Source organism: Rhizobium acidisoli, assembly GCF_002531755.2.
GTDB lineage: Bacteria > Pseudomonadota > Alphaproteobacteria > Rhizobiales > Rhizobiaceae > Rhizobium > Rhizobium acidisoli.
In genome coordinates this window covers 820,111-845,857 of sequence record NZ_CP035002.1, presented here as the reverse complement: position 1 = coordinate 845,857, position 25,747 = coordinate 820,111, and the positions used below count along the sequence as shown (strand labels likewise).

Here is a 25,747-nt window from a genome sequence, read left to right as displayed (position 1 = left end):
ACTTCGATGAGGACCGTCTCCCGCTTCTTCGCCAAGCCAAAGCGGAGCTAACAACGCCAATGCCGGTGAGAGCGATGGGTGATCGCAGGCTCGATTGGCAGGCACTCAGATCTCTAGATAAAGAGGTTGAGGTTAGCAGCAACATCGACGATTAGATCCACGAAGAGATCAAGACCGCCGAGACGAAAACGTACGCGGTTCAGTAAGCCCTTGGGAGATGGAGTAATCGGCTACGGCACATAGGGTGGTAGCCATTGCCGGCCGGATGATCGGGAACGTTGTGGCGCAATGAGCGGGGCGGTTACGTGTGTCCGGCATTGGCTGAAGATTGAATTGGCAACCCACCGATAGGGTTCTTCAACGATGCGCACCGAAAAGGTGGACCGCACGGCAGCTGCCATAGGGGTGTAGCAGTGCAGCGGACTGCAAACCGTGCGGCCCGCCGCATAAACGAGCGGCGAGAGTCCTGAGTTCCCTTTAAAGTAGGGTGTTCGCCGGCATACAATAACGCCAGTAAATGGTCGCGAAGGCCGCTGGGCGGCGCCAAAGGGCAGTCGGATCGCGCAGATTAGAAAGGGGTGTGCGCGGAGACAGGAGAGCTCCATCTACGCGATCCGGAAAAAAACAGTATCATCAAAAGATGGTTGCCGTACGTTTTCGTACAAATCAATCGCTTCGTAGACCCTCGATAATTATAAGCAGCCTTAGTGCCGGAGGCAGACACTGGAAATCAATACCGCCAATTCGCTTCCCGAAATGATATCGTAGCGATTTTCTTCGCCATGGACGAAGACTTCGATGGCGTTAAGTTCGTCGGAATGTTCGCGGGCGTATTCGATGGCTTTTCCCAGACACTCGAAGGTTTTGTTCGGGGTGCTGACAATCCAGCTATGGACCGTGCTTCGTGTTGTAGAATAGACAGAAACCTTATCCATCATTGAAGCACCAGCCGATCTAATCACAATTCTTAAGATCAATTTTTACACCAAATCAACTTAAGACGCTAACCGGAACAGCAAGCCTGGTTACTGCACAGTTACGAAAGCTCGCAAGAATTGCGGGGCGATGAGCATTGGAAAGGAGGACGCGTAGAGAGGAACCCACAGATCAGCAACCGCAGCAATGCGTCATCGTTCCTTCACCCATGCTGAATGGCTGGATGATCTAGCTGGCCAACCCTTACGCAGGCGCTTTTTCGTGATGCGTTTCCCCGAGATAACATGGTCATAGATCCGCTGACAAAGAGCCAGCTCGACGTCATTTCAACGCTGCGCAATCACAATGGAGCCGCGCAGAGGGTTGGAGAAGGAGTGGACTAATTGACCTCTGCGCGGCCCCAACCCCTTGAAAGGGGTATATCGCGAACAGTGGAGGGCATATCGCCATCCGACGATCCAAGCACGTAACCACCTGCCCGAAGTCGCGGTTCCTGTACCGTTCCGCACCAATCGTGTCGCTGCGTTGCTCGATGTCCGCGCGAACCCCTCTCGCAAAAATTTTCTTGCGACGGCGGGATGGACTTCTCGTAGCAGAAGCCTAGGTCCACTGTATCGTCAGCAACCGAAACGTAGGCGCTGGCGGCTGAGGGTTCTCGTGTGCCTCCGCCTGCAAGTAGCGGTGTGCGCCTATGGACAAGGTCTTCCAGCCTGCGATTTCATCCTCCCTTTCTCTACTGGGGCAATCATACAAGCTGCTGAGATCAGCCGGAAAGGAACCTTCTCGGGCGCCAGAGAAAGGCAATTGCGCCGCGCCAGGTGCCGAGCAACGCGATAATGGGTCTCCCAAAAAGCCAAAGCCTCCATAAAATGAGCCACAGATGGAGCGGTCGGCGCGCTGGACGCGCTGCTAACGCGCGGGGCGAATCAGTATGGCATTGCTGTTCCATCGTTCGCACGTTGGACCGGAGGTTGAACGTTCGAAACATTTGATGGCGGCTTGCGGCGCGCTGGTTGCGGGAAAGACAGCCATCGGTAGTTCCTCGCAGGTTCGCGTTATCGCTAAACGCATTCATTCAGTGCCTACTCCGCCGCGATCGAGATGCGATCAACGACCCCCGTCGGCTCGAACACAGGATCCTTTCGCGATCGAGATCTCGCTCGCTACACAATGGATCCACCAAATCCGGTCCATGGTCTCGTTAGCCAAGCTCAAACTGCCGATCAACCCGATACGACGGCGGCAACCCATCGCCGCAGGCCCGGCTTTTAAAAAGGCTACTGGAAGATCTTGCGATCGCCACCGGACTTATCGTCGCGGAAATCGCCGCTGCAGAGGAACCGGGCACGCAAGTCCCGGGCAATTCATACGCATCGAGCACGCTCTCGCTTGAAAGGCGTCGAGCCGGCAATTGGACTGGCCCTGCTTGTCGCGGCGCACGTAGCGCTTTTCCGTTCCGGTGTCGATCATCTCGCGTCTAGACATGTTCTTCTCACTACCGGACCTACCTGGACAACCAGGAAATTTTGGATTTGACCGCAACCGCCCCGATCCTGCCGACGGACTTCGGTCTGAAGTGACAAACGATGTTCACTTCGATACTTTAGCCTCGCCCCAGAAGGAGAAGCATGACCACCATCCTCATCCTTGAAGACGAACCGTTCATCGCGCTTGATATCGAGACGATACTGGAGGAGCGTGGCCACGGCGACTTTGTTACGTTCTCGACCAAGACAGAGGCTGACATCTGGCTGAAGGAGAATACGCCGCCAGTGGCAATCGTCGACCCCCGTCTTTCGGACGGCGTCTGCACGGGCGTCGCACGCCATCTCGTCGATCGCGGGATCCCCTTCATCGTCTATTCGGGGGAGACCGAGTCCGTTTCGGAGCTGGAGCCTGCGTTCGCGCAGGGCGAGCTACTGATGAAGCCGACGGCACCGGAAGTCCTAGTGGATGCCGTCGAGAGGGCCTTGAACTGCTTCGAGGCCCGGCGTAACTCGGCATCATGACGACACGTTAACTCTGGCCGCTTGAACGAGACCGCCTCTCGACCCGCAGCGGGCTCGACACTCTCGACAAGTTCATAGCGGCTCTCGTTGCCGAGGATGCGCCGGGCGCGACGCCCGCGACTGGGGCGTCCCATTAGTGCAGATCGACGCCGATCTCGAGGGCTCTGTGGTGCACGAGTCCCTGCAGCCGGACGCTTCGATTGCAGAAGTCGAGAGCGTAGCTCGTTTCGCTGCCAGTCTTAATGTTCTATACGGCACCCTTCCGAAATGCTTTGTAAGGCTGCCGATCCCTCCGCTGCCATTCTAGAACACCTTACCGGGTGCAGCGGGATGGCCTCAGGCGGGGCTTCTTTTTGTCAGCCCGCAATCTTCGTTTCGGTCATGTCGTCGGGGAGGACGTGCATTCCCGCGGCATGAGCTGCCTTCACGAAGGCGCCGCGAGCGACCTCGGGATCGAGGTATAGTTCCATCGCGTCGAGCGACGTCGCAAGCGCTTGGTGAAACTCCGAGGATTGTTTGCCGCCGGAAGGCCAGCTCACGCTGAGCAGAAGCAGGGCGAGTTCATCCACGCTGTGTGCCTGTCGGTAGCGCGCGAGACCTTCGATCTCAACGTGGAGCGGACGAATAGGAACCTTGATCTGGGAGTTGTTCATGACGCGAGCCTCTCCTGACGTGTAGCCAATCAAAGCGTGAACATCGATTCGGTTCCGTGCCGGCCCGACCCACGGCGACAAGCACCCTCGCAGATGCCATAGCAGTCCTCGGCCATGGCAGCGGCCTGGCTGCAACTACGCAGATGGACATCGGATACCGCGTCATGGGCCCCCTGTTCTAGCTGGTCGGCCGGGGGCATTCCTGTAGGCAGTTCCGGTCGTCGCCGTTGCAACCGTCAAACGCTTCCGAGGGCAATCTCACACCGGCACGTTCACATATTCCGCATATCCTCTGCTGCCGCCAGCAAGACCGCTCGGAAAGCGCACCATCGAATAGACCTCGTCTCCGATCGCGAAATCTTCGACGTCGTCTGCGATGGCGTCGACGACGTCTGAGATATCGGTCCCTAAAATGACGGGGAATGCCACCTTCGGCTGCCACTCGGCCGGTAGCATCTTATATCCATCGCGCAGATACCAGTCGGGCGGATTAAGTCCGACCGCGCGAACGCGGACGAGCACCTCGCCGGCCGCAAGTTCCGGCTTCGGTGCATCCTCGTACCGAAGCACCTCAGGACCGCCGAATTCATGAAATCGAACTGCCTTCATCAACTGGCTCATAGAAATCTCCATGGTTTGTTGTCGCTCCCATCAGATATGTCGCGCCCTGCGGATTGATAATTGTGCCGAAGTTCGCATCTGTAGTGCCATGAAGGAACCAATGGCACTTGAACGCTTGACCGGCCTTGTCGCATTCGCGCGGGCCGGGTCGATGGGAAGTTATGCTGCTGCTGCTAGTGCACTGGGGGTCTCGCCGTCCGCCATCAGCAAAAGCGTGCAACGGCTTGAGCAGCGGCTGGGAGTGTCTCTCTTCACCCGCACAACCCGAGCGCTTACGCTGACCCCAGAGGGCCGAGAACTTTTCGAACGCGCGCTAAAACTCCTGAACGATGCAGAGGCAATCGAGCAGGTCGCAACGGCGGCGCGGTCCGAGCCGTCGGGCACGCTGCGAATTGCTGCGTCACTGCCAATCGGCATACATCTGATTGCGCCAGCGCTGCCGGCGTTTTGCCACCTCTACCCCAAGGTAACTGTCGATCTTCGGCTCGGCGATCAAATTGTCGATATGATAGAGCAAGGCATCGATGTCGCGGTGCGCATCGGCGACCTTGCGGACTCGCGGCTTTTGTCGCGCAAGCTTGCGCCGCACCGGCTCTGCGCTTTCGCATCGCCGGGCTATCTTGCAGAGCGCGGAAACCCCACGCATCCAGATAGACTGGAGGAGCTGATACTATCGGTCTACGCTACCAAAGCACTGGCCAGGTTTTCCGCTGGCCATTTCAGATGGGCGAGCGGACAATCGAGATTGTGCCGCGATCAAAGGTTATCGTGGATGCAAGCGATGCACTGATCGCCGCGCTCGCTGCTGGCGGCGGTATCGGCATGGCTGCGACCTTCGCAGCGGTGCCTCATGTAGTACGAGGCGAGCTGGTTCCGGTGTTGTCGGCGTATTCTGTTGAGCGGCACAACATCACCGCCCTTTGGCCCGAAAGCCGCCGTAGCAACCCCGCGGTCCGCGCCTTTATCGTTCAACTTCAGGAAACGTTTCAGGCACGGATGATGGCTGTGGCGACACTCGGCACGACCGCGCCTCGGTGATGTCTGCTGACCTTGCCCCGTTGAAATAATCCATTTTGAAGTAAGCTCTGGCCCATTGAGAGGACCAGGGAATGAAGCGCAATCGTTTCACAGACGAACAGATCATCGGCATTCTGAAGGAGCACGAGGCTGGCACGCCGGTCGCGGAGCTTTGCCGCAAGCACGGCGTCAGCGATGCCAGCATCTATAAATGGAAGGCCAAATTCGGCGGCATGGAGGTATCCGAAGCCAAGCGGCTGAAGACGCTGGAGGACGAGAACACGAAGCTGAAGCGGCTTCTGGCGGATGCCATGCTCGACAATGCCGCTTTGAAAGACCTTTTGGGAAAGAAGTGGTGACGCCCGCGGCCAAGCGGAAAGCTGTCGCGCATCTGATGAGCCATCATGAGATGAGCGAACGGCGGGCGTGTAAAGCCATTGGTTTTTGCCGAATGACGATTCGTTACGAGACCAGGCGCGACGATGATCATGAGCTTCGCGAGCGAATGAAGGCGTTGGCGCATGAACGCCGCCGCTTTGGATATCGACGCATTCATGTGCTGCTGAGGCGGGAGGGTCACCTCGTGAACCACAAGAGGCTCTTCCGGCTCTATCGGGAGGAGAAACTGACGGTGCGCAAGCGCGGCGGTCGCAAGCGAGCGATAGGCACGCGAGCGCCGATGCTGGTGCCGATGGTGGCCAATGACCGTTGGTCGCTAGACTTCGTGTCGGATCAGTTCACCGATGGGCGCAGGCTGCGGATTCTGACCGTCGTCGATGATTGCACGAGGGAGTGCCTGGCGCTCGTCGCCGATACATCGCTTTCCGGTCTTCGCGTCGCACGGGAGCTTGACCGGATTATCGAGGAGCGCGGCAAGCCGAGGATGATCGTCAGCGACAACGGCAGCGAGTTCACCAGCAACGCGATCCTGCAATGGGCGGACCGGACCAAGGTTGACTGGCATTACATTGCGCCTGGCAAGCCTATCCAGAACGCTTTTATCGAAAGCTTCAACGGGCGGCTGCGAGACGAGTTATTGAATGAAACTCTGTTCTCGTCGCTTGCTCACGCCCGGTCTGCGCTTTCAAACTGGCGTAGCGATTACAACGATCAACGCCTGCATTCAGGCCTTGGCTGGCTGACACCGGCCGAATTCGCTCAGATACTCAACCCGCGACGTGATGCGGTGCTGCGCAGCCGAAATGGCTCCGCACCGCAACCCGCCGCTACCGAACCAACAACAGCAACCAAAAACCGCTGGAGCGAACGCAAAACTGGATAAAACTTGGGGGCAAGGTCACTGCTCCAGCCGCCTGGAGCATCGTGGCAAATCTCTGTCCGCATGCCGAGGCGGCCCAACCCGTTATTCACTCCAATCTCAAGTCGCCGCCGTAAGTGGCCTGATGGGTGAGCACGCACCCTGACCCGATTCTCCAGGCGCTTGAATGGTCTGGCTCAGCGTCGGCCTGCAAAATACCGGGACGGTTATGAATGCACAGGGCCGTTGATGCCGCGGCCGTTGATGCCGCGGCCGTCGTTACCGCTCGGCTCGTCACTCCGGTCAACCGTGGCTTCTACCGCCAGAAACGCGATTTCCACCACTTCCTCCAGGGTGCGACGGTCGGGGGTGCCGAGCCAATCCGCAACAAACTGGAGATCCGGAAGTTTAGGAAAGATATCGAGATCCACCAATCTTCCATCCGCCGATTCAGCCGTAACGATCGAGGGCGGGATGACGGCAATTCCAAGGCTGTCCAACGCCATACTACGCCTCTCCATTGCAGCGGTGTCCTTCTCAGCCCGTCGTTGACCATCCGATGGGAACTTCGGTAGGTCGGCCAAGTTAGTCACAGGATTGCGGGCCGAGAGAGATGAACGATGGGCAGTGCCGATACAACCACTGATCACACGAGTGGGCGGCGCGCGATCGGCGACCGGTCACCCCCACGAAAGGGAGGAATGGGCTGGGACGGGTTCTTCGAGATTTTCGACGAAGCAACTGACCTTCCTCCATCATGAGCCGCAAAAATTCCGTGAGAGGTGATGAGCCTCTGTGATCGCCCGCTGTGGCCCGAACGCACCATCAGAGATGACAAGAGAGTGGTCATGCAAAAGTCCGGCAGCGGTCTCGACAGCCCAACAACCACAGCCCCCGAGGGACTGAACCCAGCGCTTGCACGTAACATCGACGCGGTCATGCAGCGTCGTCGTAAGAATCAGGAGACGGCGAGCGCACAGGAGCGGGCAGCTGCCGCAATCAGCAAATTTGCTGGCTCGATGATGTTTATCTACATTCACATAGTCTTTTATGGGGCGTGGATCGTTGCAAACCTAAGTTTGATTCCCTCGCTGCAACCGTGGGATCCTTCATTGGTGATTTTGGCCATGGAGGCATCGGTAGAGGCGATTTTCCTATCTACATTCGTGCTGATCAACCAGAACCGGATGGCGGCCGAGGATGACTTGCGTGCTGATCTCGACCTGCAGGTCAGCTTGCTAAATGAACACGAGACAACCCGTCTGATCGCAATGGTAGAGGCAATCGCGAACAAGCTGAATGTGCCGAGCGGAGCGGACGACGAACTGCACGAACTCAAGAAGGATGTCGCCCCCGAGGCCGTGCTGGATCGCCTTGAGGAAGGCGAACGATAAGGCGAGGAGAGGCGCTGCTACAGACCTTTTCAAGCCTTGTCTTCAGGCTGCGCACTTGTTTCAGCATTCAGTTGATCACCGGCTCCGCGACGATCTTGCCTGTGCGTCGCGAAAAAATGGAGCAGCTCCTGGCGAATGAGAGCGGCGGACCGGCGCCCAATACCCGGGATCTCTAGCAATTGCTCATCTGACAAGACGGAGAGCATGCTCATACGCTTGATCCCGCTTTGTCTCAACGCTGTTTTGATCCATCGCGGCAGACTGCTCCTGATCACCAAATCGTTAGGCGCCGCCGCTTTCCTCTTCTCCCAATCAAAACGCCTCCGCATTCCCGGCTCCTATCGTTTCCACTCATAAACCGAGGCTTTCAAAGCATGGTTCCGCAGCTCCGTGGCGCAAGTCGCCTTTATCTTGTCCCGTCACAAACCTCGCGACTATCGCCGTTGTAGATGCGATCGATGACCTCCGAAATCGCCACGAGACGCTCGGCGGCAGGATCGAACCGGGCCCTCCGGCAATTGCTGTAGCCGTGCGACGGCAGCACGGCCAACTCATTCGTCCGGCGCCTCGAACAGCCGGTCCCGACTTTTCCGATTGAGCGCTCGCCAGTGAATTTGTAAAAGCAGCCATCGCCATTGCAAGACTGTCCGATCCGTTGGAATCGCGTCCTTCTGCCCATGGAGTGAGGTTCGCCGCAAAAACGCTTCCTCAAGCGTCCCCCGTACCTCGCTCTAACTTGTTGGCGCAGCGAAAGCCCGAGCGATCGAGCGGATTAGCTCACCGCGACGGCTCCTGCGGCCGTGGTTTCACACTCCCACTATGTTCTGATTAGCTACCGCCACTCGGCAGATATAGCGGCAACGAAGCTTCTATGGATTTTGAGACGCCCGAGTGACATTCGAACGCACAAGCCTGACCGCTTCCTGCTTACCGGAATATTTTCTTTTGCCAACCGCACAGATTAGGCGCACGGTGGGTCTTCAGTAGCCGTTTATCCGGGCGCTACTGCGTGGAGGTCGGTCGTTGCCTTCGCCCCAAATTGAAGGAGGACGGCATGTCTTCCAATCTCAACATATGTGTGCGGACTTCCGACCTAACTGTATTGCAAGGCGTCCTCGACGACGCGGGATACGATTCCACCAGTAGCGTCGCAAATCCGAAAGATTACAACATCGCCGTCAGACTGCTGTTCAAGCTTTATCGCGACGGAATGATCTCGCCCGCTGCCCTTTCTATCGAACTCAGCCGGCACTTTGCAAAAACACACCTGCCCTCGAAATAATCCGTGGAGTTCGGACAACGTTGGGGAAATCGTATTGAAGCTATCGAAGTTCGCTCCCAGGCAATCAGAGGTGTGTTTCGGCGTGCAGATTTTGGACGCCGATTGACACCTTATGGGCCCCGAGGTCACCGCCTGGAATGTTGTGGCGTCTGCTCCTGACCGCCCCCACCTTTTCCTCGTTGCTACGACGGCACCGACCTCTGAAAGACCCGTGCAAGCCGCTCGGCAAATCGGCGGGGATCTGCTGGCCGATCACCATCCAGAATACGCGCCTGGTCGAGCAATAAGAACGCGGCGTCCTCCTGGTACGGGGCATCATCCTCCACGCTCGCAATCGCTTTGATCAAGGGGTGCAGCAAATTGATCTCCAGGATCGGCTTGGCGGCATCTTGAAGGCGACCCGCGTTTCGCAGGATTTTTTCCATCTGCCTGTCATAGCCCTCTTCGGGCGCAACGAGGCAGACCGCACTCTCCGTCAGACGGTCGGAGGCGCGGACATCGGCAATCTGGCCGGCAAGTTTCTCCTTGGCGAATGCAAGGAAGGTCGCCGCGCTTTCGTTGTCCCCCTCGGGCATTGTGTGGCCATCAAGCTTTGCAAACTGTGCCAGATCCGCAGCACCCTGCGTGATGGACTTGAACGCCTTGCCTTCATAGTCTGGAGCATTCATCGTCCAGAAGCTATCGATGGAGTCCGTCAAAAGCAGCACTTCGATGCCGCGCGCCCGGAACCCTTCAAGCTGTGGTGACGCCTTAAGCTGATCGAGGCTGCCTCCTGCCAGATAGTAGATGGCGTTCTGGCCTTCCTTGGCGTCTTTGACGTAGTCGACAAGTGATCGGTAGCCTTCGTTCGATGCGGACGTTCGAAACCGAGCAAGCGTCAAGAGCTGAGGGCGTCGCTCGATATCTTCGTAGATGCCCTCCTTGAGGACTGGTCCAAAGTTCTCCCAGAACTTGAGGAAGGCCTCGGCGTCCCTTTCAGCCAGTTTCTCGATCGCGGTGATGATCCTGCTGGTGATGCCTTTGCGGATCGCCGTCAGGATCGGGCTTTCCTGGATCATCTCGCGAGAAACGTTAAGCGGGAGATCGGCGGTATCCACCAGCCCACGAACAAAGCGCAGGTATCTCGGCAGCAGATCCGCATCATCGGTGATGAACACCCGCTTGACGTAAAGCTTCATCCTGTCTTTGCGTTCGGGATCGAACATATCGAAAGGCTGCGTTCCGGGTATGAACGCCAAAGCCGTATATTCCTGCCGGCCTTCAGCACGGAAATGTACGGTCAGAGCTGGTTCATCGTACTGCCCCGAGACGCTACGATAAAAGTCGGTATACTCTTCCTTGCTGACATCGCTCTTCGACTTCGTCCATAGTGCGGTGCCGTCCGTTATCTGGACTGGCTCTTTGCCAGGTTTCTCGACAAGGCGTATCGCAACTGGCACGTGGCCGGATTGTTCCTTGACGATACGCTCGACGGTCCAGCGGGACGTATATTGCTTAGCGTCCTCCATCAGATGCAAGACAATACGTGTTCCCCGGGATGGAGCTACAGTGAGGGTGGTTTCAGGGCTGACGCTATAACTTCCCTTCCCGTCCGAAGTCCATGTCCAGGCTTCCTGCGTTCCGGCTCGACGAGAGATCACATCGACACGCTCCGCCACCATGAAACAGGAATAGAAGCCGACGCCGAACTGCCCGATCAGTTGAGCACCTTCAGCGGCTTTGTTCGCTTCAATTCGCTCCATAAACACACGAGTACCCGATCTCGCGATCGTTCCCAGCGCCTCGATCATTTCGTCGCGGCTCATGCCGATGCCATTGTCCTCGACGACTAGCTGCCGGTTATCTTCGTCGAGCGTCAGCGTGATCCGGTTTTCAGCATCAGCCCCAAGGAGTAACGGTGTTTCGATCGCCTCATATCGAAGTTTCTCGCAGGCATCGGCCGCATTCGAAATCAACTCACGCAGAAACACATCCCTATCCGAATAAACGGAGTGGACCATCATGTGCAGAAGGCGGGCAACGTCGGCCTCAAAGACGTGGCTTTCAGCGATCTGTTCTGCAGTCTTTGTCATGTGCTCGGGTTCTCCAGAAAAGCGAATTAGCGCCGATCAAATGGTGAAACAGGTTTGAAAATTCAAGGTGGGAACAGCCCCGATCGTGATGAAACGAGCAGGCCAATCCTCGCAACGTCTCATCGACAACCGCCTGGCGAATGCAACCTCCAAAAGGGTTCGCGCCTTTCACTTGGAGCAGCGAGTTTCCAACAATTGCCGCTGCCTCTATCAATGGAGCCATCCATCGGAACGCGAAGCCAACCCCTTTGTTACTAGCTCGACCACGTCGAGTAACCGATCGCCATGTGCGCCATTAATCAGGTGTAAACCAGCCCGGCGGTGACGCTTTACCGATTTTGCAAACGAACGGTGGCCTTGATCGGGAGCGAACCGGCGTTGGCTAATCGTAAAGCATCTGATAGGTCATACGCCGCCGAGTATGAGGTCTTGGCACCAACTTCAGAGAGAACCTCGGAGCGGACTGGAGAGCTTTTGATGGGCTGGAAAACACCGAAGATCGAATACGTGAATGGCTATAAGATCGTTGAAGTTGAGGGGCCGACCTTCAAAGTCTACGATGGCAACCGTCAGCTCGGGGACGATTTTCCCTACCCCGGCGAAGCTGCTGCTTACGCAACCTCGTTGCCAAAACGGGATCATCCGCGCAACTAAGCGAGAAGCCGCGGACGATTATTCAAAAACCCTTTATGGCAACCTTATCGAATGTGGAACTAGATTTGACCAGCCCCCACCTTTCTTCAGCTCTGGAACTGCTTGGGTGGTCTGAATTCTTCGCGGACCAGGTCCAGCCCAGCGAAACGGACTTGGTCCCCCGGCGCATCGCTTCAGTTCACCGGGCACGCATAGAGGCGATCGATGTCACCGGGCCGGTCGGATTGGGATTTCCATCCAACACCAGTACTGGTGACTACGCGGTGGGGGACTGGGTTCTTGCCGATGCATTGACTGACACGCTTACCAGGCGTCTCGACCGAAAAAGCGTCCTTCAACGACGCCCGGAAGGCGGACGTGGCCAGCAACTCGTTGCCGCCAACGTCGACACCCTGTTGATCGTGACCTCGTGCAACGCCGATTTTAATCTTGCTCGGCTGGAACGTTACCTGATCATGGCCAACCAGGCCGGGAGCAATCCGGTAATTGTGCTGACGAAGGCTGACACCGCGGAAGATGCCGGCATATTCCAAGCGCAAGCCGAGGCTTTGCGGCGCGATCTGCCTGTCATTGCCTTGAATGGCCGCTCCGCGGACGCCGTTTCCCTGTTGAGGCCTTGGTGCGGCGTTGGCCAGACGGTTGCGCTGGTGGGATCGTCTGGTGTCGGAAAATCAACGCTGGTGAACACCATGACTGGGCCCGGCTCTGACACAAAGCAAAAGACAGGGACTATCCGCGAATATGACGCGCAGGGCCGCCACACAACCACGGCGCGATCCCTGCATGCAATTTCAGGCGGCGGCTGGGTCATCGATACACCGGGAATAAGAACGCTTTACGTCAGTGATGTTTCCGACGGTATCGACACCCTCTTTGCTGAAATAACCGAACTGGCGCCGCTTTGCCGCTTTCGCGATTGCACGCATGCCCATGAACCGGGGTGCGCCGTTCAGGCGGCTGTCGCAAGCGGTGCCCTGGCCGCCGATCGCCTGGAACGCTGGCGGAACCTGCTTGCAGAAAACCGCGATCGAACACCGGTTGTGAGCGGACCCCGCGGCAACAAGATCGTTCGCAAGAAGAAATATTGAAAGTGTAGAACGTTTGCGACGGTGCTCATCGGCGTCAGCCATGGCCCGCCACCTGAATTGGCTGGGCTGAGGGATAGCGTAAGCGCTCAATGATTGGGATTGCGGTCACGAAGAAGACCCTGCAAGCGGCCGCTCCCGCTTGTGAGGGACATATCTTTAAACAATCGCGATATGAGGCGCGGTTGCAATCCTTGCCTCTCATCGATGAGGAGGAATGACATCCTCTTTATCTCGATCGTGATCACGCCTGCATTGTCATGGCGCCGATAATTTCCGGAATCCATCGCTTGGAATCCATTCTCAACCGCCCAGGCGGCTATCATATCCGCGTTCATCAAGGTCCTGCTTTAGGAGATAAGGACGTGCCATCTCTAGCTGTCCCGCTCGCGAAATCGCTTTGCGCTCCCACGGATACCGTAACTGAAACGCTTTAATCCATCCGAATCCGGCCAGAATCAAAGTTCCTGCTTATGTGTTGCGAGAAAGACTCGATGCAATGTTTGTAAATCCCTATTGCTGTGCCGCATCGAACATCATCCGGAGGATGGCGAAGACAGACAATACACATACCAGCCACGTGAAGGCCGAATTCAGGAGCAGCAGGGCGAGCTTTCTCAGATGGCCATGAACGTAGTCTTCAATGATCGTCCGCATGCCGAAGTCCATATGGATGGCGCTCAGGAAAATAAATGCAAAGAGGGCAGGGCCAATCCAGAAGCTGCCGATCGAAGCAACGACAAAGTCGCGATTTCGTCCAAACAGATAGATACCGATCCCGATCAAATAGGGGGTCAAGATACCTAATGCCAATCCCGAAGCTTGTTTGAGAACGTAGGCTCGGGTGCCTCCTTTAGCAGATCCCAAACCCCGAACGCGTCCGAGCGGTGTAGTCATCGTCGTTCTCCCGGTAGCGAGGCGCCTCTTGGTCGGCTCTCGGATGAAGGCATTCGCGCCTTGCACAGTAAAAGTGCCCATTTTTTGCTTACGTCGTCTGCATTGACCCATGAGGACATCGTTGGCGGGAAGACCTTCGCCAGTTCCCTGCAATGGTTGTATCTACCGGTAGGCGTCGTTTCCGCTCTTGCCAGGCTTTGCCGGGTCAAGCACATACGGTCGTCCCTCAGGTATCGCAATCGCCGAAAAATTTGCGGCGAGCTCGTGGAGACAAGCACGCATGTGTTCTCCCCGTACTGGCGGGCCGTGCCCCGTGATGACGAGTTCCGGTTCCAGATTAGCCAGCATGGCAACGGATCGTTCGGCATCTTCCCAATCGGGTGTCAGGTACCGCGGCGGCCCGTGCATCTCCGGTTTTTGCGTCATGACCTCGTAAATTGATTCCTGGCCTGTCGTGACGATCGCGTCGCCCGCGATCATGGTGCGGTCACTTTCACGGAACAACGAGATGTGACCGGGCGAGTGCCCTGGCGTGTGCAGCCACTTCCATCCTGGCATAGCTGGTACGCTCTGATCCGGCGGAAGCATTTTCAGCCACTGACGCACGTCAACGGGCGAGCGTGGAAAGAGAGGCGTCAGCAGCGCCATCGCGCCCCCTCCAACTAAGGCATCTGCTGGCGGATAGGAAGCTCGCCCGTCGAGGTACGGAAATTCGAGAGGATGTGCATATACCGGAACCTTCCAATGTCGTGCGAGCGCCTCCAGGGAGCCGGAATGGTCGAAATGGCCATGCGTCATGATGATTGCCGCTGGCCGTGTGCCTTGGCCGAAACGCGCTTGCGCCGTTTTGACGATCGTATTCTTCGACGTCGGCAGACCCGTATCGATCAGCACCCAGCCGTTACCCATTGCGGGGTCGCCATAGAAAATCACATTGACGATCGACATCAGGCGATATGCGAGATCGGCTGCGAATACTAACGCGCCAGAGCCGGTTTCCTCAGTGGGCGCAATGTCACCGGTTTCGAGCGAAAGCTGTACAACCATGGCCATCTCCTTCGTGAACGCAACGAACTTCGCCCCGACGAGAATGTTCCCGGGCGCCGCGCAATCTTGTTTTTTCTCGAAGAGTGCGCCCGAAGAAAAGGGAAACTATTGTTCGTGTGGTCCAAACAGAGAAGATTTCCCATGTTCATACCGCCGGTAAGCTTTATTAACCTGTCCGGGTCGAAACCCCTGCTCCATTAATCGCGCGAGCCCTGCAGCAGGCGATCGGGCGGCGAGGGCGACATATGTGCGCGATGGAATATTGTTCCAAGCGTGCAGCGGCGCGGCAATTCGAAATCCCGCGACCTGTTGATGAACGCGACTGCGGAACGGCTCGGTCCTATCGAAATCGTCGCGACCGCGGTTGCCATGAACTTCGAAGGCACGCCGCAAAAGCTCAAGCTTTGGCGGCTCGCGCTTTCGCGTGTACGCTTCCTGACCGAAGCCTTGACCCTGCAGATCCCGTAACCATCTTGAGGTCGCAAGGCCGCCACAAAGAGCGCCTTTCTGGAGGCATAACATGTCGGAAAAATGGAGCAAACCGGTCGAGGTCGCCTTCGGTGTCTCCGGATACAGAACCGTCACCGGTCCATTCGACGCGATGATTGTCCTCACGGACCTGTGGCCAAAGAGATCGGGCCTGCGTTTCATCAAGGCTCGCAATGCCTGTAGCGCAGCCATTGCTGGTCGCATTGGTGCCGAGGATGCCCGAAGGGAATTTCTAGCCGCAGCAGAAGAGGCCGAACTCAGCACCCACTGAGGCGGATATCTTTCGATGTGTTGTTCTGCGTTATCGCGCGAAACGGAAGTTCAACTTTTTCGCGGTTCTTTTTTGCGCCGTCGATCAGGACCTCCCGCGCCGGTTAGAATAGCGTCTTTCCAAGCTTGCCCGCGCTCCCACGCTTCGTTGTAGACGAGCGCCAAGTCGGCAGATCGTCTTGTCTGCTGCAGGGCTCCAAAGAGCAGCGCAGCTTGACGAATGTCCTTCTCTCGCTTCGCCAGCCCCTGCCCGTCAGTGTGTCGGCGGCACCAAGGGCGGGCATCTCCGCCGGTTGGTCGACGTAGTCATCGGAACCACGGTTCCACGTATGTCTTGAGACCGCGGCTGAAGGTCGGCTTTCCAGCGCTGAAGCCAGATGGCCGCGACTGAACCTACAGACAGCATCAGGGTGGGCGCATTCGTGTGGCCGTCCCGCGCATTGGGGTTGGAGATGGCGCGGCAACCGCACGGTCCCTCATTGTGTTCTCGTTTGAGACGAGCCGCTTATTCGGCTCACCCTCATCGAAGCGCTGCGCAATGCCGGTTTCCAGGTAACCGAAGCATGGCCACCGCCGTGGCGTCGCGTGCGCGGCCCGGCGCCACGGTGTCGACGCCGCTCACCACAGGTGAAGTCCGATCTGGAAACTGGCTTACGATCCGCTGCGTGCCGGCGCTGCTTCCCAAAAGCTCAGCCCGTCAGAACTATCGGACTGCGATTGATCGCTGGAGCAGGCAATCAAGCGGCTCGGAAAATCAATGCGGGCATCCTGGTCACGAGGGGCACGCCCAATGAAACCGAGGACTCTTGCTCGCCGCCCTGAGCGCCGTCTTCGTGGCGTCGCTCATCACCCTCATGTTCTCGCTTTATCTGGCGGAACCCAGGGCCCGTCCGCTTGATGCCACCTTAGCGCTGATCGACGACCAGGGGCAGCCCGTCGATCAATCGCTCTTCAAAGGGCCATCCCTCGCTGGTATATTTCGGGTCCACGCGTTGCCAGGAGGTCTGCCCTACGACGCTTTATGAAATGGCCCACTCGATCAATGCGCTGGGGCGCTGAAGGTGCCGGTCTCCGAGAAGCTGGCAGCCGGCAAATCACCGTCGAATGGCAAGCGCTTTCGAACGACGGCCATAAGACCAACGGCAGCTATAGCTTTACCGTGACGCCGTGATCGGCCCCGACGCGGCGCTCTTCGTCTGCCGCTTCCTCTTTGACGGCGCTGGCCTTTTCCTATGGGGTGCCGGCGCCTATCTATGCACGATGGTGCCACAGGATCTGCAACGGCAGATCTGGGCGCAGCTTGCGCCGCATCGGCGGATCGCAGTTGCCTGCGTCGGCGTATCGGCGATCGTCCTACTGCCGATACGGTCAGCAATGATTGGCAATGGCTGGCCGGATGCATTGAATCCGGACATGCTCCTTGCTATCGCGTTCGATACGACCGTCGGCACCGCCTGGTGCTGCCAAATCGTCGCGACCATCCTGCTTCTCTTCACGGGGTTCGTTCCAGGCAGCATGAACGTCGCTGCGACAGCAATCGTGAGCGCCCTTCTTCTCGCCAGCCTTTCTTTCACCGGACATGCGGTGATGAATGATGGCTGGCGCGGCGTCCTGCATCAGGCAAACGACGTCGTCCATCTGCTGGCGGGTGGCGCCTGGGTCGGCGCCCTTTTGCCCGTTTTTCTGATCCTGCCTCGACTTGAGGATTCCAGCACTCGCGATCAAGCACGAGCCGCGTTGAGCCATTTCTCGATGGCAGGACATCTTGCCATCGCCGGCGTTATTCTGTCCGGCGTCACCAACATGCTGTTCATCCTCGATGGACTTCCGACGGATTGGACGTTCGAGTATCAGCGGCTGTTGACAGTCAAGATCGGGCTGGTCGCGGCGATGATCCTGGCCGCTATCACGAACCGCTATATCCTCGTGCCCCGAATAGTCCGACATCGCGGTTCCCGCGCTCTGGCGATAGGAACCATGGCGGAGATAGTCCTTGCAATCGCCGTCATTGGTTTCGTCGCCTGGTCCGCTATGCTGGAGCCGGCAGCATAGCAACCGGCTTCGGTATGGCGACGATACGCCCGGCTGTGCTGCGGTGATCCGAGATGTCAGAGAAGGCCGGTGAGTAGCCCGACGCTAGCGATTGCGGCGATCCAGCCTGCCGATTGCATGACGATGCGCCAATGGCGTTCGCGGGCCTTGCCGATAAAAAACGCTACCGCGATACCGGCGGCATGCTATAGCGCCGTTGCGATCATGGTCGGCCGCAAAGGCAACACCAGTTGCATCGTCCGGCATCTCGGCCCATGGGCATCGTCCTGGATAATAGCAATAAACACAGGAACTCAGGAAGCCCACTCCTACGCCTTGACGGTATACGAACTGGGGGCCTGCACGTTTCTCCTGCACTATGGTCGCTTTCTTCCGTAGGACATGGCAGGATTGGCCGCCGAGATTTTGGATTAGGTCTAGAGAGCGGCGTGAAGAGCTGAGTCTGACAAAACTTAGGCCCAGCACAACCTGATGCGAATAAGCGTTGTCGTAGGGACCTTTTCAAGCGGCCTAACCGTCATCTCTTGAGAATGCCAACCATTCGATTGATAGCGCCCCCATATTCCTTGTGCATGGTTTCGGCTGCTTCCGAGATCGCCAGCTTCCACGCAGGCCCGCGATCCCATGCCTCTTCCAGGGCATCAACCAGTGAAGGCCCATGGCCCGTGACCGGCAGGGCGTCGAATAGCATTCCTGCCTGTCTGAGGTCTTTATCCCGCTTGGCTTGGCCGCCGGCGTCATTTTGGCGCCGACCGGCAATGATAAGCTTGTGCACCGCGTACCTGCAAGGATCAGGGATGACAACTGAGATACCGGCACCATGTAGCAAGATCGAACGAACGGGATCGCGGATCAAGAAATCCATGAATCTTAGCGGTTCGGCTGACGCACCACCAAGTGCGGGCATGTTGGCGGGTTTGTCCGAATATTCTTCGGCTCCCCTGTTCGTCGTCATGAACTCGACCCTGTAACCGGTTTGATTCCGAAAAGCATGAGATCGAGAGCTGCCGCTGATATGCGGCACGGCCCCGAACGTTGGATCAAGCCCTTTTAGGAGATCGAGGATCGGCGGCAGCGAATCCGCCACCTCAGCGGAGATCGCGAAATCCTGGGCTATGTCTGCATCACCTGTTAGGATCGCGGCCGAGGGCAGGCGGATGCCAAGATATGCCGAGTAGCATTGAAAAGCGACGGTCCCGATGAGAACACCGCGCAGCCGGAAGAGACCGGCCTTGGCAAGGACCTGTACGATATCGCCGGTAAAGCGATCAGCGGCAATCAAACCGGCTTCACGCGTTAGCGTGGAAACGAACTTACGGCGAGCCTTATAATCTGATTTCTCACCCTTGAAGGTTTCGACCCGTTCCGAAATCGAGGGATCGTCGGCAGGTCCGACATACCGGCGCTTCTGCCCACCCTCACCGTCGGGTTGGTCGAAATACCAATAACGCCGACCATCGACTGCCACCGGCACGAATCTACCCGATGGCGGGAAATCTTCCGCCCAATCATCATCAAATGCCCGTTGCTGGAGTTCCGCGACCATGGTGCGGAACATGAGATCAATCTGCTTAATCACGGCTGCCTCTATATCGTTTTTACAAATCTAGTATAGGAAAAACCCGAAAGCAAGCTTGGCGGCTTTTGCCCAGTGGACGCTGCCCCCTCCTCTCCAATAATCGGCATAACCAATTATACTAATTTATAAACTCTAGTATAGCACTACGGTTGAGATGCCACCGCGGCAATCGCTGCGGCGCTGGCCCTTGAGCCAGCACCCTCCGTTACGCAACATGGGAAGAGCGGTGGAACACGCGGAATTTGGATTTGTCCTGCCGGGCTCCACCGGAGGTGCGCTGGGCCGCCGCTGTAATCTTATCATCCGAGGACCCTAGCCGACACCGCCGCATCAACAAACGCGATGCGGGCAAGCTCCGGGCTACCGTGACTCGCGATCGCCTCGACGCAGCGACGCTTGGCGACCGCGTATTCCGGTTGACTGCTCGACGGCCAGCGGTGGAGAAGCGCCGCCAATGCCGCGTCCGGCCCGTCAATGCGTTCCCGCATGCCGTTGCCAATCCGGACTAAGACATTGCCAGGTGACGTGGAAAGCGACGTCGATGACCTTGTCCATGAAAGAACTCCGTTTGTTTCGTTACGACAAACCTTCGCATGGGATGCAAGTTCCAGAGGCTCCGAATTGGGTGCGGAACCGAACGGGCCGCACGATCTTCGCGACGACGAAGTTCCTGGCGTTGCAAAGCTTGTCGGGATTGGCTCGAAGCACGTGCTGCGGAAATCAACGGACGCGACTATGCCAGATCTCTAGCAGGGGTGAGCTCTCAGGTCTTGATCGGAATCGAACCAACGGCCCCGCGATTGCAGCAATCAGGCCGCGGCCAATCTAGTGAAAATTCCGGCTCTTGATCTTCAGCGTATCGATATGAAGATCCGGCGTGAACATATCCCTGGCCCGAACCCCTGCTGGGGCCTTTTCGCGCGAATCCGGGCTGCCGGGCGAGCCATGGGCGAACTCGTCGCCGCGCCCGGTCGGCGGATGAAACGCGCCGTCGCGCCCGGCAAGCCCTGACAGATCTGCCGATAGATCGAAGAGCTGCTGGGCGACCAGGTGAACAACCTCGCCTTCCCGCTGGATCCTGCCGTTGATTGCCATCATGCTGGCGCCGAGCACCACGCGGCGCGACCGCTCGAACAGCTTCGGCCAGACGACGATATTGGCTATTCCGGTCTCGTCCTCGATGGTGATGAACATCACGCCCTTCGCCGAACCCGGCCGCTGGCGCACCAGCACCAGGCCGGCTGCCATCAGCCACTGGCCATCGCGTGCCGTCATCGCCTCAGCACAGGTGACGATCTGGCGCTTGGTGAGATCGGCCCGCAGGAATCTCAACGGGTGCTCCCGCAGGGTCAGGCCGATGTGGCTGTAATCCTCGACGACGTTATGGCCGTCGGTCATCTGCTGCAGCTCGACGTCCGGCTCCTGCTGCTCGGCAATCGCCCGCGCCTCGCGTTCGGCTGCCGCGGTGAACAGCGGCAGCGGCTCGTCGCGCAACGCCTTGATCGACCAGAGCGCATCGCGCCGTTCGAGCCGCAATGACGGCAGGAAGGCGTCCGCTTCGGCAAGCTCGACAAGTGACGCCACCGGCACACCCGACCGCCTCCACATGTCGTCCACCGATGCGAAGGGTTCGTCAGCGCGCGAGGCGACAATACGTGCGGCGTCGGCAGTCGCCAATCCGCGTACCAGGCGCATGCCGAGCCGTACCGCATGCCGGTCGGTGCCCTCCACCTCCTCGAGCGTGCAATCCCACCGCGAGCGGTTGACGCAGATCGGACGGACCTCGACGCCGTGTTTCCTCGCGTCGGAAACGATCTGTGCCGGGGCATAGAAGCCCATCGGCTGCGAGTTCAGGAGAGCTGCGCAAAATACATCCGGAAAATGGCATTTCACATAGCTTGAGGCATAGGCGATCAGTGCGAAGGAGGCGGCATGGCTTTCGGGAAAGCCATAGCTGCCAAATCCTTCCAGTTGCGAGAAGGTCTTCTCGGCAAACTCCTTTGTGTAGCCTTTCCGGATCATCCCGTTGACAAGCTTGTCCTGGAATCGAGAGACGCCGCCGGTGAACTTGAAGGTCGCCATGGATTTCCTGAGCTGGTCGGCTTCACCTCCGGTAAACCCGGCACAGACCATCGCCACCTTCATCGCCGACTCCTGAAACAGCGGCACGCCCAGCGTCTTGTAGAGGACCGCCTCCAGTTCGGGCGTCGGATACTCGACCTTCTCCTTGCCTTCGCGCCGGCGCAGATAGGGATGGACCATATCGCCCTGGATCGGTCCGGGGCGAACGATCGCCACCTGGATGACGAGGTCATAAAAGGTTTTCGGTTTCATACGGGGAAGCATCGACATCTGCGCCCGGCTCTCGATCTGAAACGTCCCCAAAGTGTCGGCCTTGCGGATCATCGCATAGGTCGGCGGATCCTCCTGTGGGATGGTGGCGAGGTCGAGATCCTGATGCTTGTGCTCGCCGATGAGGGCAAAGGCCTTGGCCATGCAGGTCAGCATGCCGAGCGCCAGCACGTCGACCTTCATCATCTTCAGCGCCTCGACGTCATCCTTGTCCCATTCGATCACCTGGCGGTCGGCCATCGCCGCCGGTTCGATCGGCACGAGATGATCGAGCCTGTCATGGGTCAGGACGAAGCCGCCGGGATGCTGGCCAAGATGCCGCGGTGCTCCCATCAGCTGCTGGGCAAGCTGCAGGGTCAAGGCGAGACGACGGTCATCCGGATTGAGGCCGAGGGCGAGCACCTGGCTCTCGCCGACCGTCTCCGACCAGGACCAGATACCGGAAGAAAGCGACTTAATAAGATCCTCGGGCAGGGCAAGGGCCTTGCCGACGTCGCGAATGGCGCCCTTGGCGCGATAGCGGGTCACGGTGGAGCAGAGCGCCGCCTTGTCGTGGCCGTAGGTCTTGTAGATCCACTGGATCACCTCCTCGCGCCGTTCGTGCTCGAAATCGACATCGATGTCGGGCGGCTCGTCGCGCTCCTGGGAGACGAAGCGCTCGAAGAGAAGGTCGTTGGTGTCGGGATCGATCGAGGTGATGCCGAGCACATAGCAGACGGCAGAGTTCGCCGCCGATCCCCTGCCCTGGCAGAGAATGTCCTTCGATCGGGCATAGCGGACGATCGAGAACACCGTCAGGAAATACGGCGCATATCTCATGGTCTCAATCAGCGTCAATTCATGGCGGATGGTCTTGTCGACATGCGCCGGCAGCCCTTCCGGATAACGCGCCCTGACGCCCTTCCAGGTGTAGTGCTCCAGCGACTGTTGCGCCGTCATGCCCGGGATCAGCGCCTCTTCCGGATACTGATAGACGAGCTCTTCCAGTGAAAACCTGCAGCGCTCGACGATCTCCGTCGTCCGCGCCAGCGCTTCCGGATAGCGGGGAAACAGACGCGCCATCTCTTCGGGCGGCTTCAGATAACGGTCGGCATGCCGCTCGCGCTCGAAGCCGACATCGTCGATGGTTGTCCTTGTGCGGATGCAGGTGACGACATCCTGCAACTGCCGCCGGCCGGGCTCATGAAACAGCACGTCGTTGGTGACCACCGTCTTCACCCGGTGCTTTATCGCCAGGTTCGACAGCTCATGCAGCCGCAGTTGATCATTCGGGCGCCGGCGCAGACAGAGTGAGACATAGGCGCGGTCGCCGAAGATTTCTGCCATCTTCCTGAGCTGCACGGCGCAGGTGTCGTCTGGCATATCCGGCACCAGGATGCCGATTAGGCCTTCGCAATAGTGCGCCACATCGTCGAGCTGCAGGATGCACTTGGCCTTCCCGCCCCGGCCCTTGCCCAGGGTTAGCAGCCGCGTCAGCCGCGAATAGGCGGCGCGGTCGGTGGGGTAGACGAGAATCGACGTTCCGTCAGTCAAATCGAGCCGACAGCCGACGACCAGCCGCAGACCGGTGGCGCGCGAGGCCTCGAGCGCCCGGACGATGCCGGCCAGGCTGTTGCGGTCGACGATGCCGAGCGCCTCGATGCCCATCAGCTTGGCGGTCGCGAACAGCTCCTCCGCCGAGCTTGCGCCGCGGAGGAACGAGAAATGCGTGGTGACCTGCAGTTCGGCGTAGCGCATCAGGCAAAGACTCCATGCAGGAACCATGCGTGCGATCCGGTTTCCGTATCGACGCCGTCGCCGGAGCGGAAAATCCAGAAGCGCTCGCCCGCATCGTCCTCGACGACGAAGTAGTCACGCACGGCGACCCATTCGGAGCTGCGTTGCCACCACTCACCGAAGATACGCTCCGGGCCGTCGGCACGCTTCACCCGACGCCGCTTGCCGCGCCAGGTAAAGGAGACCGGCGGATGATCGGGCAGAAGCGCAATCACCTCGATCGCCTCCGGATGCGGCAAAAGCCTGGAAGGCCGCGGCCAATGGAGCGGCCAGGTAGCGCCGATCTCGTCTGCGGTAGGCGCAATGCGCTGGACGCTGCGTTCCGGGACGTCGCTTGCCACTGGCGCCACGCGAAAAATCCGCTGGCCTCCGCGATTGCCGAGCACATCGATGAGCGGCGTCACATCGGTGACCTGTTCTTCCATCAACGAGGAGGCCGACTGCACGTCAACGAGCGGTTCGGCAATGATAGCGGTCAGGCTCAGCTTGTCGATACCGAAGCCAGGCTCGATCTTCTCGATCCGATCACGGAAGAGTTTGGTCAGCCAGGCAATGTCACGGACCGGTTTGGCTGTGCCGGCCCGAAGCGACTGAAGCGTGTTGTCGACGCGGTGGACGATCAGGTCGGCGCGCCGCACCCCAAGTCCCCGCTTCTCGAGCTCCAGACAGAGCTGCCGCACCAGGCGGCTCACATATTTCTCGATGGTCTCCGGTGCGCCGATCGGTTCAGCAAAGGATTTTTGCACCTCGACGAGGTCGGCCGGCCGGATCGGATCGATCGGCTCGGCGATGCGGCCGAACATCTGGTCGAGGCGCCGCCCGATCTCCGGACCGAAACGCAGCGTCAGCGGCGCGCGCGGCGTAGCGGCAAGATCACCGACGGTGGCGAAGCCGAGGGTGCGGAGACTTGCGACGATTTCGACCGGCAGGCGCAGCGAGGACAGCGGCAGCCGGTTCACAGCCTTGGCGGTCTCGCCGCGTGAGATGATAATCGTCTCGCGATTCGTGGAGCGGGCGAGCGCATGCGCGGCGCCCCAGCTGTCGGCGACCGCCGCTCGCGCTGCAAGACCGCGGCCGCGGAAACGGTTGACGAGACCAGAGAGCATCAGGTCTTCGCCACCCTGCAGATGATCGGCGCCTGCGGTATCCATCACAATGCCGTCCGGAGGATCCATGGTGACCACGGGAGAATATTGCGACAAGGCCCATAACGTCAGCCGTTCGAGTGTTGCGAGGTCGGCTACTGGGTCGGCATCAATCATCGTCAGCCCCTGGACCAGCGCCTGCGCCTTGGCGGCCGGCATGCCGACGCGCAGCCCGAGTTTGAGGGCTGCCCGGTCGGCCGCCGCCACCCATCGCTTCGAGCCGCTCCTGGCGATCACCACGAGCGGCGTGTTAGGGGAGAGCGAAGGATCGGCGCGTCTGATCCGGTCGGTCGGCAGTGTCGGAAGAAAGACAGATACGACCCTGGCCATCACATGCTCCGATAATGAACTCTCCTCCCTCGCCTGCCCTCACCCGCATGAGTTCTGCGAGCCAGCGCGCGCGGCCGACACCCGGTACGGGAAGCGGCTCGGATGGCAGCACCGAGATCCGCCAGCGGGTTACAGCTGCCGTCGGCATACCGAAATCGGAGGCTTCCGTCTGGCGCCGCCATCGGCGGATCACCAAGCCCAATGTGCCGGACTTTTCCGCCGCAAGCTGCAGACGGCGCGATGCCGTCATCGGCAGGCGCACCAGTTCGGCGACGACGGCGCCGAGGCCGCCATAGCGCAACGCCTCTTCGAAGCTCGCCAGCACCGTCTCTTCCTTGTCGCATTCGACGAAGATGACGCGGTCGGGATGAAGCCCGATCTGGGCAAGTGCCGGAAAGAAGAGATCGAAGCGCGTTAGGCACCAGACCACCTTGCCGGTGGTGCGCGCCGCAATGCCGCCGATGAAGAGTGCCGCGGCCGCCCCGTCGATCGCGCCGTTTCCGCCGCCGGCGACTTCATGCAACGCGCCATAGGCCAGGCCGCCTCCCGGAAGCTGCGCATCGATCTCGCTAAGGCCGAACGGCAGGAAACTGCGATGGCGCAGGCCGGTCCCTTCCAGGCTGGCTATTTTCTCGCGCAACTCGTCGAGAACGGCATTCGAAGTGGCGACGGCTGTGGTCATGATCTCCTTACGGCAACCCGTTTTCGACTTGAGAAGAGGCGATATGTTCTTTATTTGTTCTCAAAGTAAAAACGAGTCAATGCGCGTCCGGCGCGCTCAAGTTGAGCGCGGGCGCGGCCCTGACGGATTCCATGAACGGATTCAACC

General features: G+C 58.9%; 22 protein-coding genes and 6 pseudogenes. 13 read left to right on the top strand and 15 right to left on the bottom strand.

Annotation, left to right across the window (positions count from 1 at the left end):
* Window positions 1-704: 704 nt before the first annotated feature.
* Window positions 705-938 (bottom strand): hypothetical protein, encoded by a 234-nt coding sequence (locus tag CO657_RS36565; RefSeq protein WP_245293101.1) that lies wholly within the window; start codon window positions 936-938, stop codon window positions 705-707.
* Between the two features lie 1,626 nt (window positions 939-2,564).
* Here CO657_RS36565 and CO657_RS36555 point away from each other — a divergent pair.
* The gene (locus tag CO657_RS36555) at window positions 2,565-2,945 is read left to right on the top strand and encodes a response regulator (protein ID WP_054186212.1); all 381 of its coding nucleotides are present in this window, start codon (window positions 2,565-2,567) and stop codon (window positions 2,943-2,945) included.
* Between the two features lie 356 nt (window positions 2,946-3,301).
* Here the strand turns inward: CO657_RS36555 and CO657_RS36545 are convergent, their stop codons facing one another.
* The gene (locus CO657_RS36545) at window positions 3,302-3,598 is read right to left on the bottom strand and encodes a DUF982 domain-containing protein (protein WP_054186213.1); all 297 of its coding nucleotides are present in this window, start codon (window positions 3,596-3,598) and stop codon (window positions 3,302-3,304) included.
* Window positions 3,599-3,862: 264 nt separating this feature from the next.
* Window positions 3,863-4,219: pseudogene (locus tag CO657_RS36540) on the bottom strand (alcohol dehydrogenase catalytic domain-containing protein); the annotation flags it as partial.
* An 88-nt stretch (window positions 4,220-4,307) separates the two neighbouring features.
* Between CO657_RS36540 and CO657_RS36535 the strand changes: the two are divergent.
* Together CO657_RS36535 and CO657_RS36530 are read left to right on the top strand one after the other, a co-directional pair.
* Window positions 4,308-5,257, top strand: a pseudogene (locus CO657_RS36535) (LysR substrate-binding domain-containing protein).
* A gap of 71 nt (window positions 5,258-5,328) precedes the next feature.
* Window positions 5,329-6,518, top strand: a protein-coding gene (locus CO657_RS36530; RefSeq protein WP_128715660.1) for an IS3 family transposase whose coding sequence is annotated in 2 segments (ribosomal slippage) — window positions 5,329-5,578 and window positions 5,578-6,518 — 1,191 coding nt in all. Because the reading frame shifts where the segments join, the coding sequence is not laid out codon by codon here.
* Between the two features lie 203 nt (window positions 6,519-6,721).
* Here CO657_RS36530 and CO657_RS36525 read toward each other — a convergent pair.
* Window positions 6,722-7,000 (bottom strand): type 2 periplasmic-binding domain-containing protein, encoded by a 279-nt coding sequence (locus tag CO657_RS36525; RefSeq protein WP_054185808.1) that lies wholly within the window; start codon window positions 6,998-7,000, stop codon window positions 6,722-6,724.
* A 342-nt stretch (window positions 7,001-7,342) separates the two neighbouring features.
* Here CO657_RS36525 and CO657_RS36520 point away from each other — a divergent pair, with 342 nt between their 5' ends.
* Window positions 7,343-7,888 carry a DUF1003 domain-containing protein gene (locus CO657_RS36520; RefSeq protein ID WP_054185846.1) on the top strand — a complete coding sequence of 182 codons (546 nt, stop codon included), beginning with the start codon at window positions 7,343-7,345 and terminating at the stop codon, window positions 7,886-7,888.
* Window positions 7,889-7,917: 29 nt separating this feature from the next.
* On the opposite strand, the gene CO657_RS36515 is transcribed toward CO657_RS36520, so the two are convergent.
* The gene (locus CO657_RS36515; RefSeq protein WP_054185809.1) at window positions 7,918-8,217 is read right to left on the bottom strand and encodes a hypothetical protein; all 300 of its coding nucleotides are present in this window, start codon (window positions 8,215-8,217) and stop codon (window positions 7,918-7,920) included.
* 725 nt (window positions 8,218-8,942) lie between these two features.
* On the opposite strand from CO657_RS36515, the gene CO657_RS36510 reads away from it, so the two are divergent.
* A complete protein-coding gene (locus CO657_RS36510) occupies window positions 8,943-9,170 on the top strand; it encodes a hypothetical protein (RefSeq protein WP_054185810.1) in 228 nt (75 codons plus the stop codon).
* 182 nt (window positions 9,171-9,352) lie between these two features.
* On the opposite strand, the gene htpG is transcribed toward CO657_RS36510, so the two are convergent.
* Window positions 9,353-11,242 carry a molecular chaperone HtpG gene (gene htpG, locus CO657_RS36505; RefSeq protein ID WP_054185811.1) on the bottom strand — a complete coding sequence of 630 codons (1,890 nt, stop codon included), beginning with the start codon at window positions 11,240-11,242 and terminating at the stop codon, window positions 9,353-9,355.
* A gap of 477 nt (window positions 11,243-11,719) precedes the next feature.
* Between htpG and CO657_RS37055 the strand changes: the two genes are divergently transcribed.
* Entirely contained in the window at window positions 11,720-11,896 is a 177-nt protein-coding gene (locus CO657_RS37055) for a hypothetical protein (RefSeq protein WP_164918712.1), read from the top strand.
* A 35-nt stretch (window positions 11,897-11,931) separates the two neighbouring features.
* Window positions 11,932-12,984, top strand: coding sequence for a ribosome small subunit-dependent GTPase A (gene rsgA / locus CO657_RS36500; RefSeq protein WP_054185812.1), 1,053 nt, complete (start codon window positions 11,932-11,934; stop codon window positions 12,982-12,984).
* An 86-nt stretch (window positions 12,985-13,070) separates the two neighbouring features.
* On the opposite strand, the gene CO657_RS36495 is transcribed toward rsgA, so the two are convergent.
* From CO657_RS36495 to CO657_RS36485, 3 genes are all read right to left on the bottom strand, one after another.
* On the bottom strand, window positions 13,071-13,319 hold the full coding sequence (locus CO657_RS36495) for a hypothetical protein (RefSeq protein WP_054185813.1): 249 nt from the start codon (window positions 13,317-13,319) through the stop codon (window positions 13,071-13,073).
* Window positions 13,320-13,494: 175 nt separating this feature from the next.
* On the bottom strand, window positions 13,495-13,878 hold the full coding sequence (gene sdhD, locus CO657_RS36490; protein ID WP_054185847.1) for a succinate dehydrogenase, hydrophobic membrane anchor protein: 384 nt from the start codon (window positions 13,876-13,878) through the stop codon (window positions 13,495-13,497).
* Between the two features lie 162 nt (window positions 13,879-14,040).
* On the bottom strand, window positions 14,041-14,925 hold the full coding sequence (locus CO657_RS36485) for an MBL fold metallo-hydrolase (protein WP_082366375.1): 885 nt from the start codon (window positions 14,923-14,925) through the stop codon (window positions 14,041-14,043).
* 200 nt (window positions 14,926-15,125) lie between these two features.
* Between CO657_RS36485 and CO657_RS38370 the strand changes: the two are divergent.
* Both CO657_RS38370 and CO657_RS36475 read left to right on the top strand, forming a co-directional pair.
* A pseudogene (locus CO657_RS38370) lies at window positions 15,126-15,327 on the top strand (manganese catalase family protein); the annotation flags it as partial.
* Window positions 15,328-15,445: 118 nt separating this feature from the next.
* Window positions 15,446-15,685 carry a DUF982 domain-containing protein gene (locus CO657_RS36475; protein WP_054185816.1) on the top strand — a complete coding sequence of 80 codons (240 nt, stop codon included), beginning with the start codon at window positions 15,446-15,448 and terminating at the stop codon, window positions 15,683-15,685.
* On the opposite strand, the pseudogene CO657_RS36470 reads toward CO657_RS36475, so the two are convergent.
* Window positions 15,672-16,058, bottom strand: a pseudogene (locus CO657_RS36470) (hypothetical protein); the annotation flags it as partial. The gene CO657_RS36475 and the pseudogene CO657_RS36470 overlap by 14 nt on opposite strands.
* A gap of 180 nt (window positions 16,059-16,238) precedes the next feature.
* Here CO657_RS36470 and CO657_RS38365 point away from each other — a divergent pair.
* From CO657_RS38365 to copD, 4 genes and pseudogenes are all read left to right on the top strand, one after another.
* Window positions 16,239-16,441, top strand: a pseudogene (locus CO657_RS38365) (hypothetical protein); the annotation flags it as partial.
* 182 nt (window positions 16,442-16,623) lie between these two features.
* Window positions 16,624-16,743 (top strand): SCO family protein, encoded by a 120-nt coding sequence (locus tag CO657_RS37880; protein WP_342637206.1) that lies wholly within the window; start codon window positions 16,624-16,626, stop codon window positions 16,741-16,743.
* Entirely contained in the window at window positions 16,706-16,855 is a 150-nt protein-coding gene (locus CO657_RS38360; RefSeq protein WP_425376000.1) for a copper resistance protein CopC, read from the top strand. Before CO657_RS37880 ends, CO657_RS38360 begins: the two co-directional genes overlap by 38 nt.
* The gene (gene copD / locus CO657_RS36455; protein ID WP_156339808.1) at window positions 16,852-17,736 is read left to right on the top strand and encodes a copper homeostasis membrane protein CopD; all 885 of its coding nucleotides are present in this window, start codon (window positions 16,852-16,854) and stop codon (window positions 17,734-17,736) included. Before CO657_RS38360 ends, copD begins: the two co-directional genes overlap by 4 nt.
* A gap of 517 nt (window positions 17,737-18,253) precedes the next feature.
* Here copD and CO657_RS36450 read toward each other — a convergent pair.
* From CO657_RS36450 to CO657_RS36430, 5 genes and pseudogenes are all read right to left on the bottom strand, one after another.
* A complete protein-coding gene (locus CO657_RS36450) occupies window positions 18,254-19,312 on the bottom strand; it encodes a nucleotidyltransferase family protein (protein WP_245293060.1) in 1,059 nt (352 codons plus the stop codon).
* A 302-nt stretch (window positions 19,313-19,614) separates the two neighbouring features.
* Window positions 19,615-19,870, bottom strand: a pseudogene (locus CO657_RS36445) (DUF982 domain-containing protein).
* A gap of 270 nt (window positions 19,871-20,140) precedes the next feature.
* Complete coding sequence (locus tag CO657_RS36440) at window positions 20,141-23,404, bottom strand: error-prone DNA polymerase (protein ID WP_054185819.1); 3,264 nt, start codon at window positions 23,402-23,404, stop codon at window positions 20,141-20,143.
* The gene (locus CO657_RS36435) at window positions 23,404-24,918 is read right to left on the bottom strand and encodes a Y-family DNA polymerase (RefSeq protein WP_082366376.1); all 1,515 of its coding nucleotides are present in this window, start codon (window positions 24,916-24,918) and stop codon (window positions 23,404-23,406) included. Before CO657_RS36435 ends, CO657_RS36440 begins: the two co-directional genes overlap by 1 nt.
* Complete coding sequence (locus CO657_RS36430) at window positions 24,839-25,600, bottom strand: ImuA family protein (RefSeq protein ID WP_054185820.1); 762 nt, start codon at window positions 25,598-25,600, stop codon at window positions 24,839-24,841. The genes CO657_RS36435 and CO657_RS36430 overlap by 80 nt, the downstream gene beginning before the upstream one ends.
* Between the last annotated feature and the right edge of the window lie 147 nt (window positions 25,601-25,747).

Excerpts from the sequence above, each read along its gene's own strand:
- CO657_RS36555 (WP_054186212.1), top strand. The coding sequence starts at position 2,565 with ATGACCACCATCCTCATCCTTGAAGACGAACCGTTCATCGCGCTTGAT.
- CO657_RS36520 (WP_054185846.1), top strand. The coding sequence starts at position 7,343 with ATGCAAAAGTCCGGCAGCGGTCTCGACAGCCCAACAACCACAGCCCCC.
- sdhD (WP_054185847.1), bottom strand. The coding sequence starts at position 13,878 with ATGACTACACCGCTCGGACGCGTTCGGGGTTTGGGATCTGCTAAAGGA.
- CO657_RS36515 (WP_054185809.1), bottom strand. The coding sequence starts at position 8,217 with ATGCGGAGGCGTTTTGATTGGGAGAAGAGGAAAGCGGCGGCGCCTAAC.
- CO657_RS36545 (WP_054186213.1), bottom strand. The coding sequence starts at position 3,598 with ATGAACAACTCCCAGATCAAGGTTCCTATTCGTCCGCTCCACGTTGAG.
- CO657_RS37055 (WP_164918712.1), top strand. The coding sequence starts at position 11,720 with ATGGGCTGGAAAACACCGAAGATCGAATACGTGAATGGCTATAAGATC.
- CO657_RS36565 (WP_245293101.1), bottom strand. The coding sequence starts at position 938 with ATGATGGATAAGGTTTCTGTCTATTCTACAACACGAAGCACGGTCCAT.
- CO657_RS36525 (WP_054185808.1), bottom strand. The coding sequence starts at position 7,000 with ATGGCGTTGGACAGCCTTGGAATTGCCGTCATCCCGCCCTCGATCGTT.
- CO657_RS36510 (WP_054185810.1), top strand. The coding sequence starts at position 8,943 with ATGTCTTCCAATCTCAACATATGTGTGCGGACTTCCGACCTAACTGTA.
- rsgA (WP_054185812.1), top strand. The coding sequence starts at position 11,932 with ATGGCAACCTTATCGAATGTGGAACTAGATTTGACCAGCCCCCACCTT.
- CO657_RS36495 (WP_054185813.1), bottom strand. The coding sequence starts at position 13,319 with ATGAACGCGGATATGATAGCCGCCTGGGCGGTTGAGAATGGATTCCAA.
- htpG (WP_054185811.1), bottom strand. The coding sequence starts at position 11,242 with ATGACAAAGACTGCAGAACAGATCGCTGAAAGCCACGTCTTTGAGGCC.
- CO657_RS36435 (WP_082366376.1), bottom strand. The coding sequence starts at position 24,918 with ATGGCCAGGGTCGTATCTGTCTTTCTTCCGACACTGCCGACCGACCGG.
- CO657_RS36430 (WP_054185820.1), bottom strand. The coding sequence starts at position 25,600 with ATGACCACAGCCGTCGCCACTTCGAATGCCGTTCTCGACGAGTTGCGC.
- CO657_RS36485 (WP_082366375.1), bottom strand. The coding sequence starts at position 14,925 with ATGGTTGTACAGCTTTCGCTCGAAACCGGTGACATTGCGCCCACTGAG.
- CO657_RS38360 (WP_425376000.1), top strand. The coding sequence starts at position 16,706 with ATGAAATGGCCCACTCGATCAATGCGCTGGGGCGCTGAAGGTGCCGGT.
- CO657_RS36440 (WP_054185819.1), bottom strand. The coding sequence starts at position 23,404 with ATGCGCTACGCCGAACTGCAGGTCACCACGCATTTCTCGTTCCTCCGC.
- CO657_RS36475 (WP_054185816.1), top strand. The coding sequence starts at position 15,446 with ATGTCGGAAAAATGGAGCAAACCGGTCGAGGTCGCCTTCGGTGTCTCC.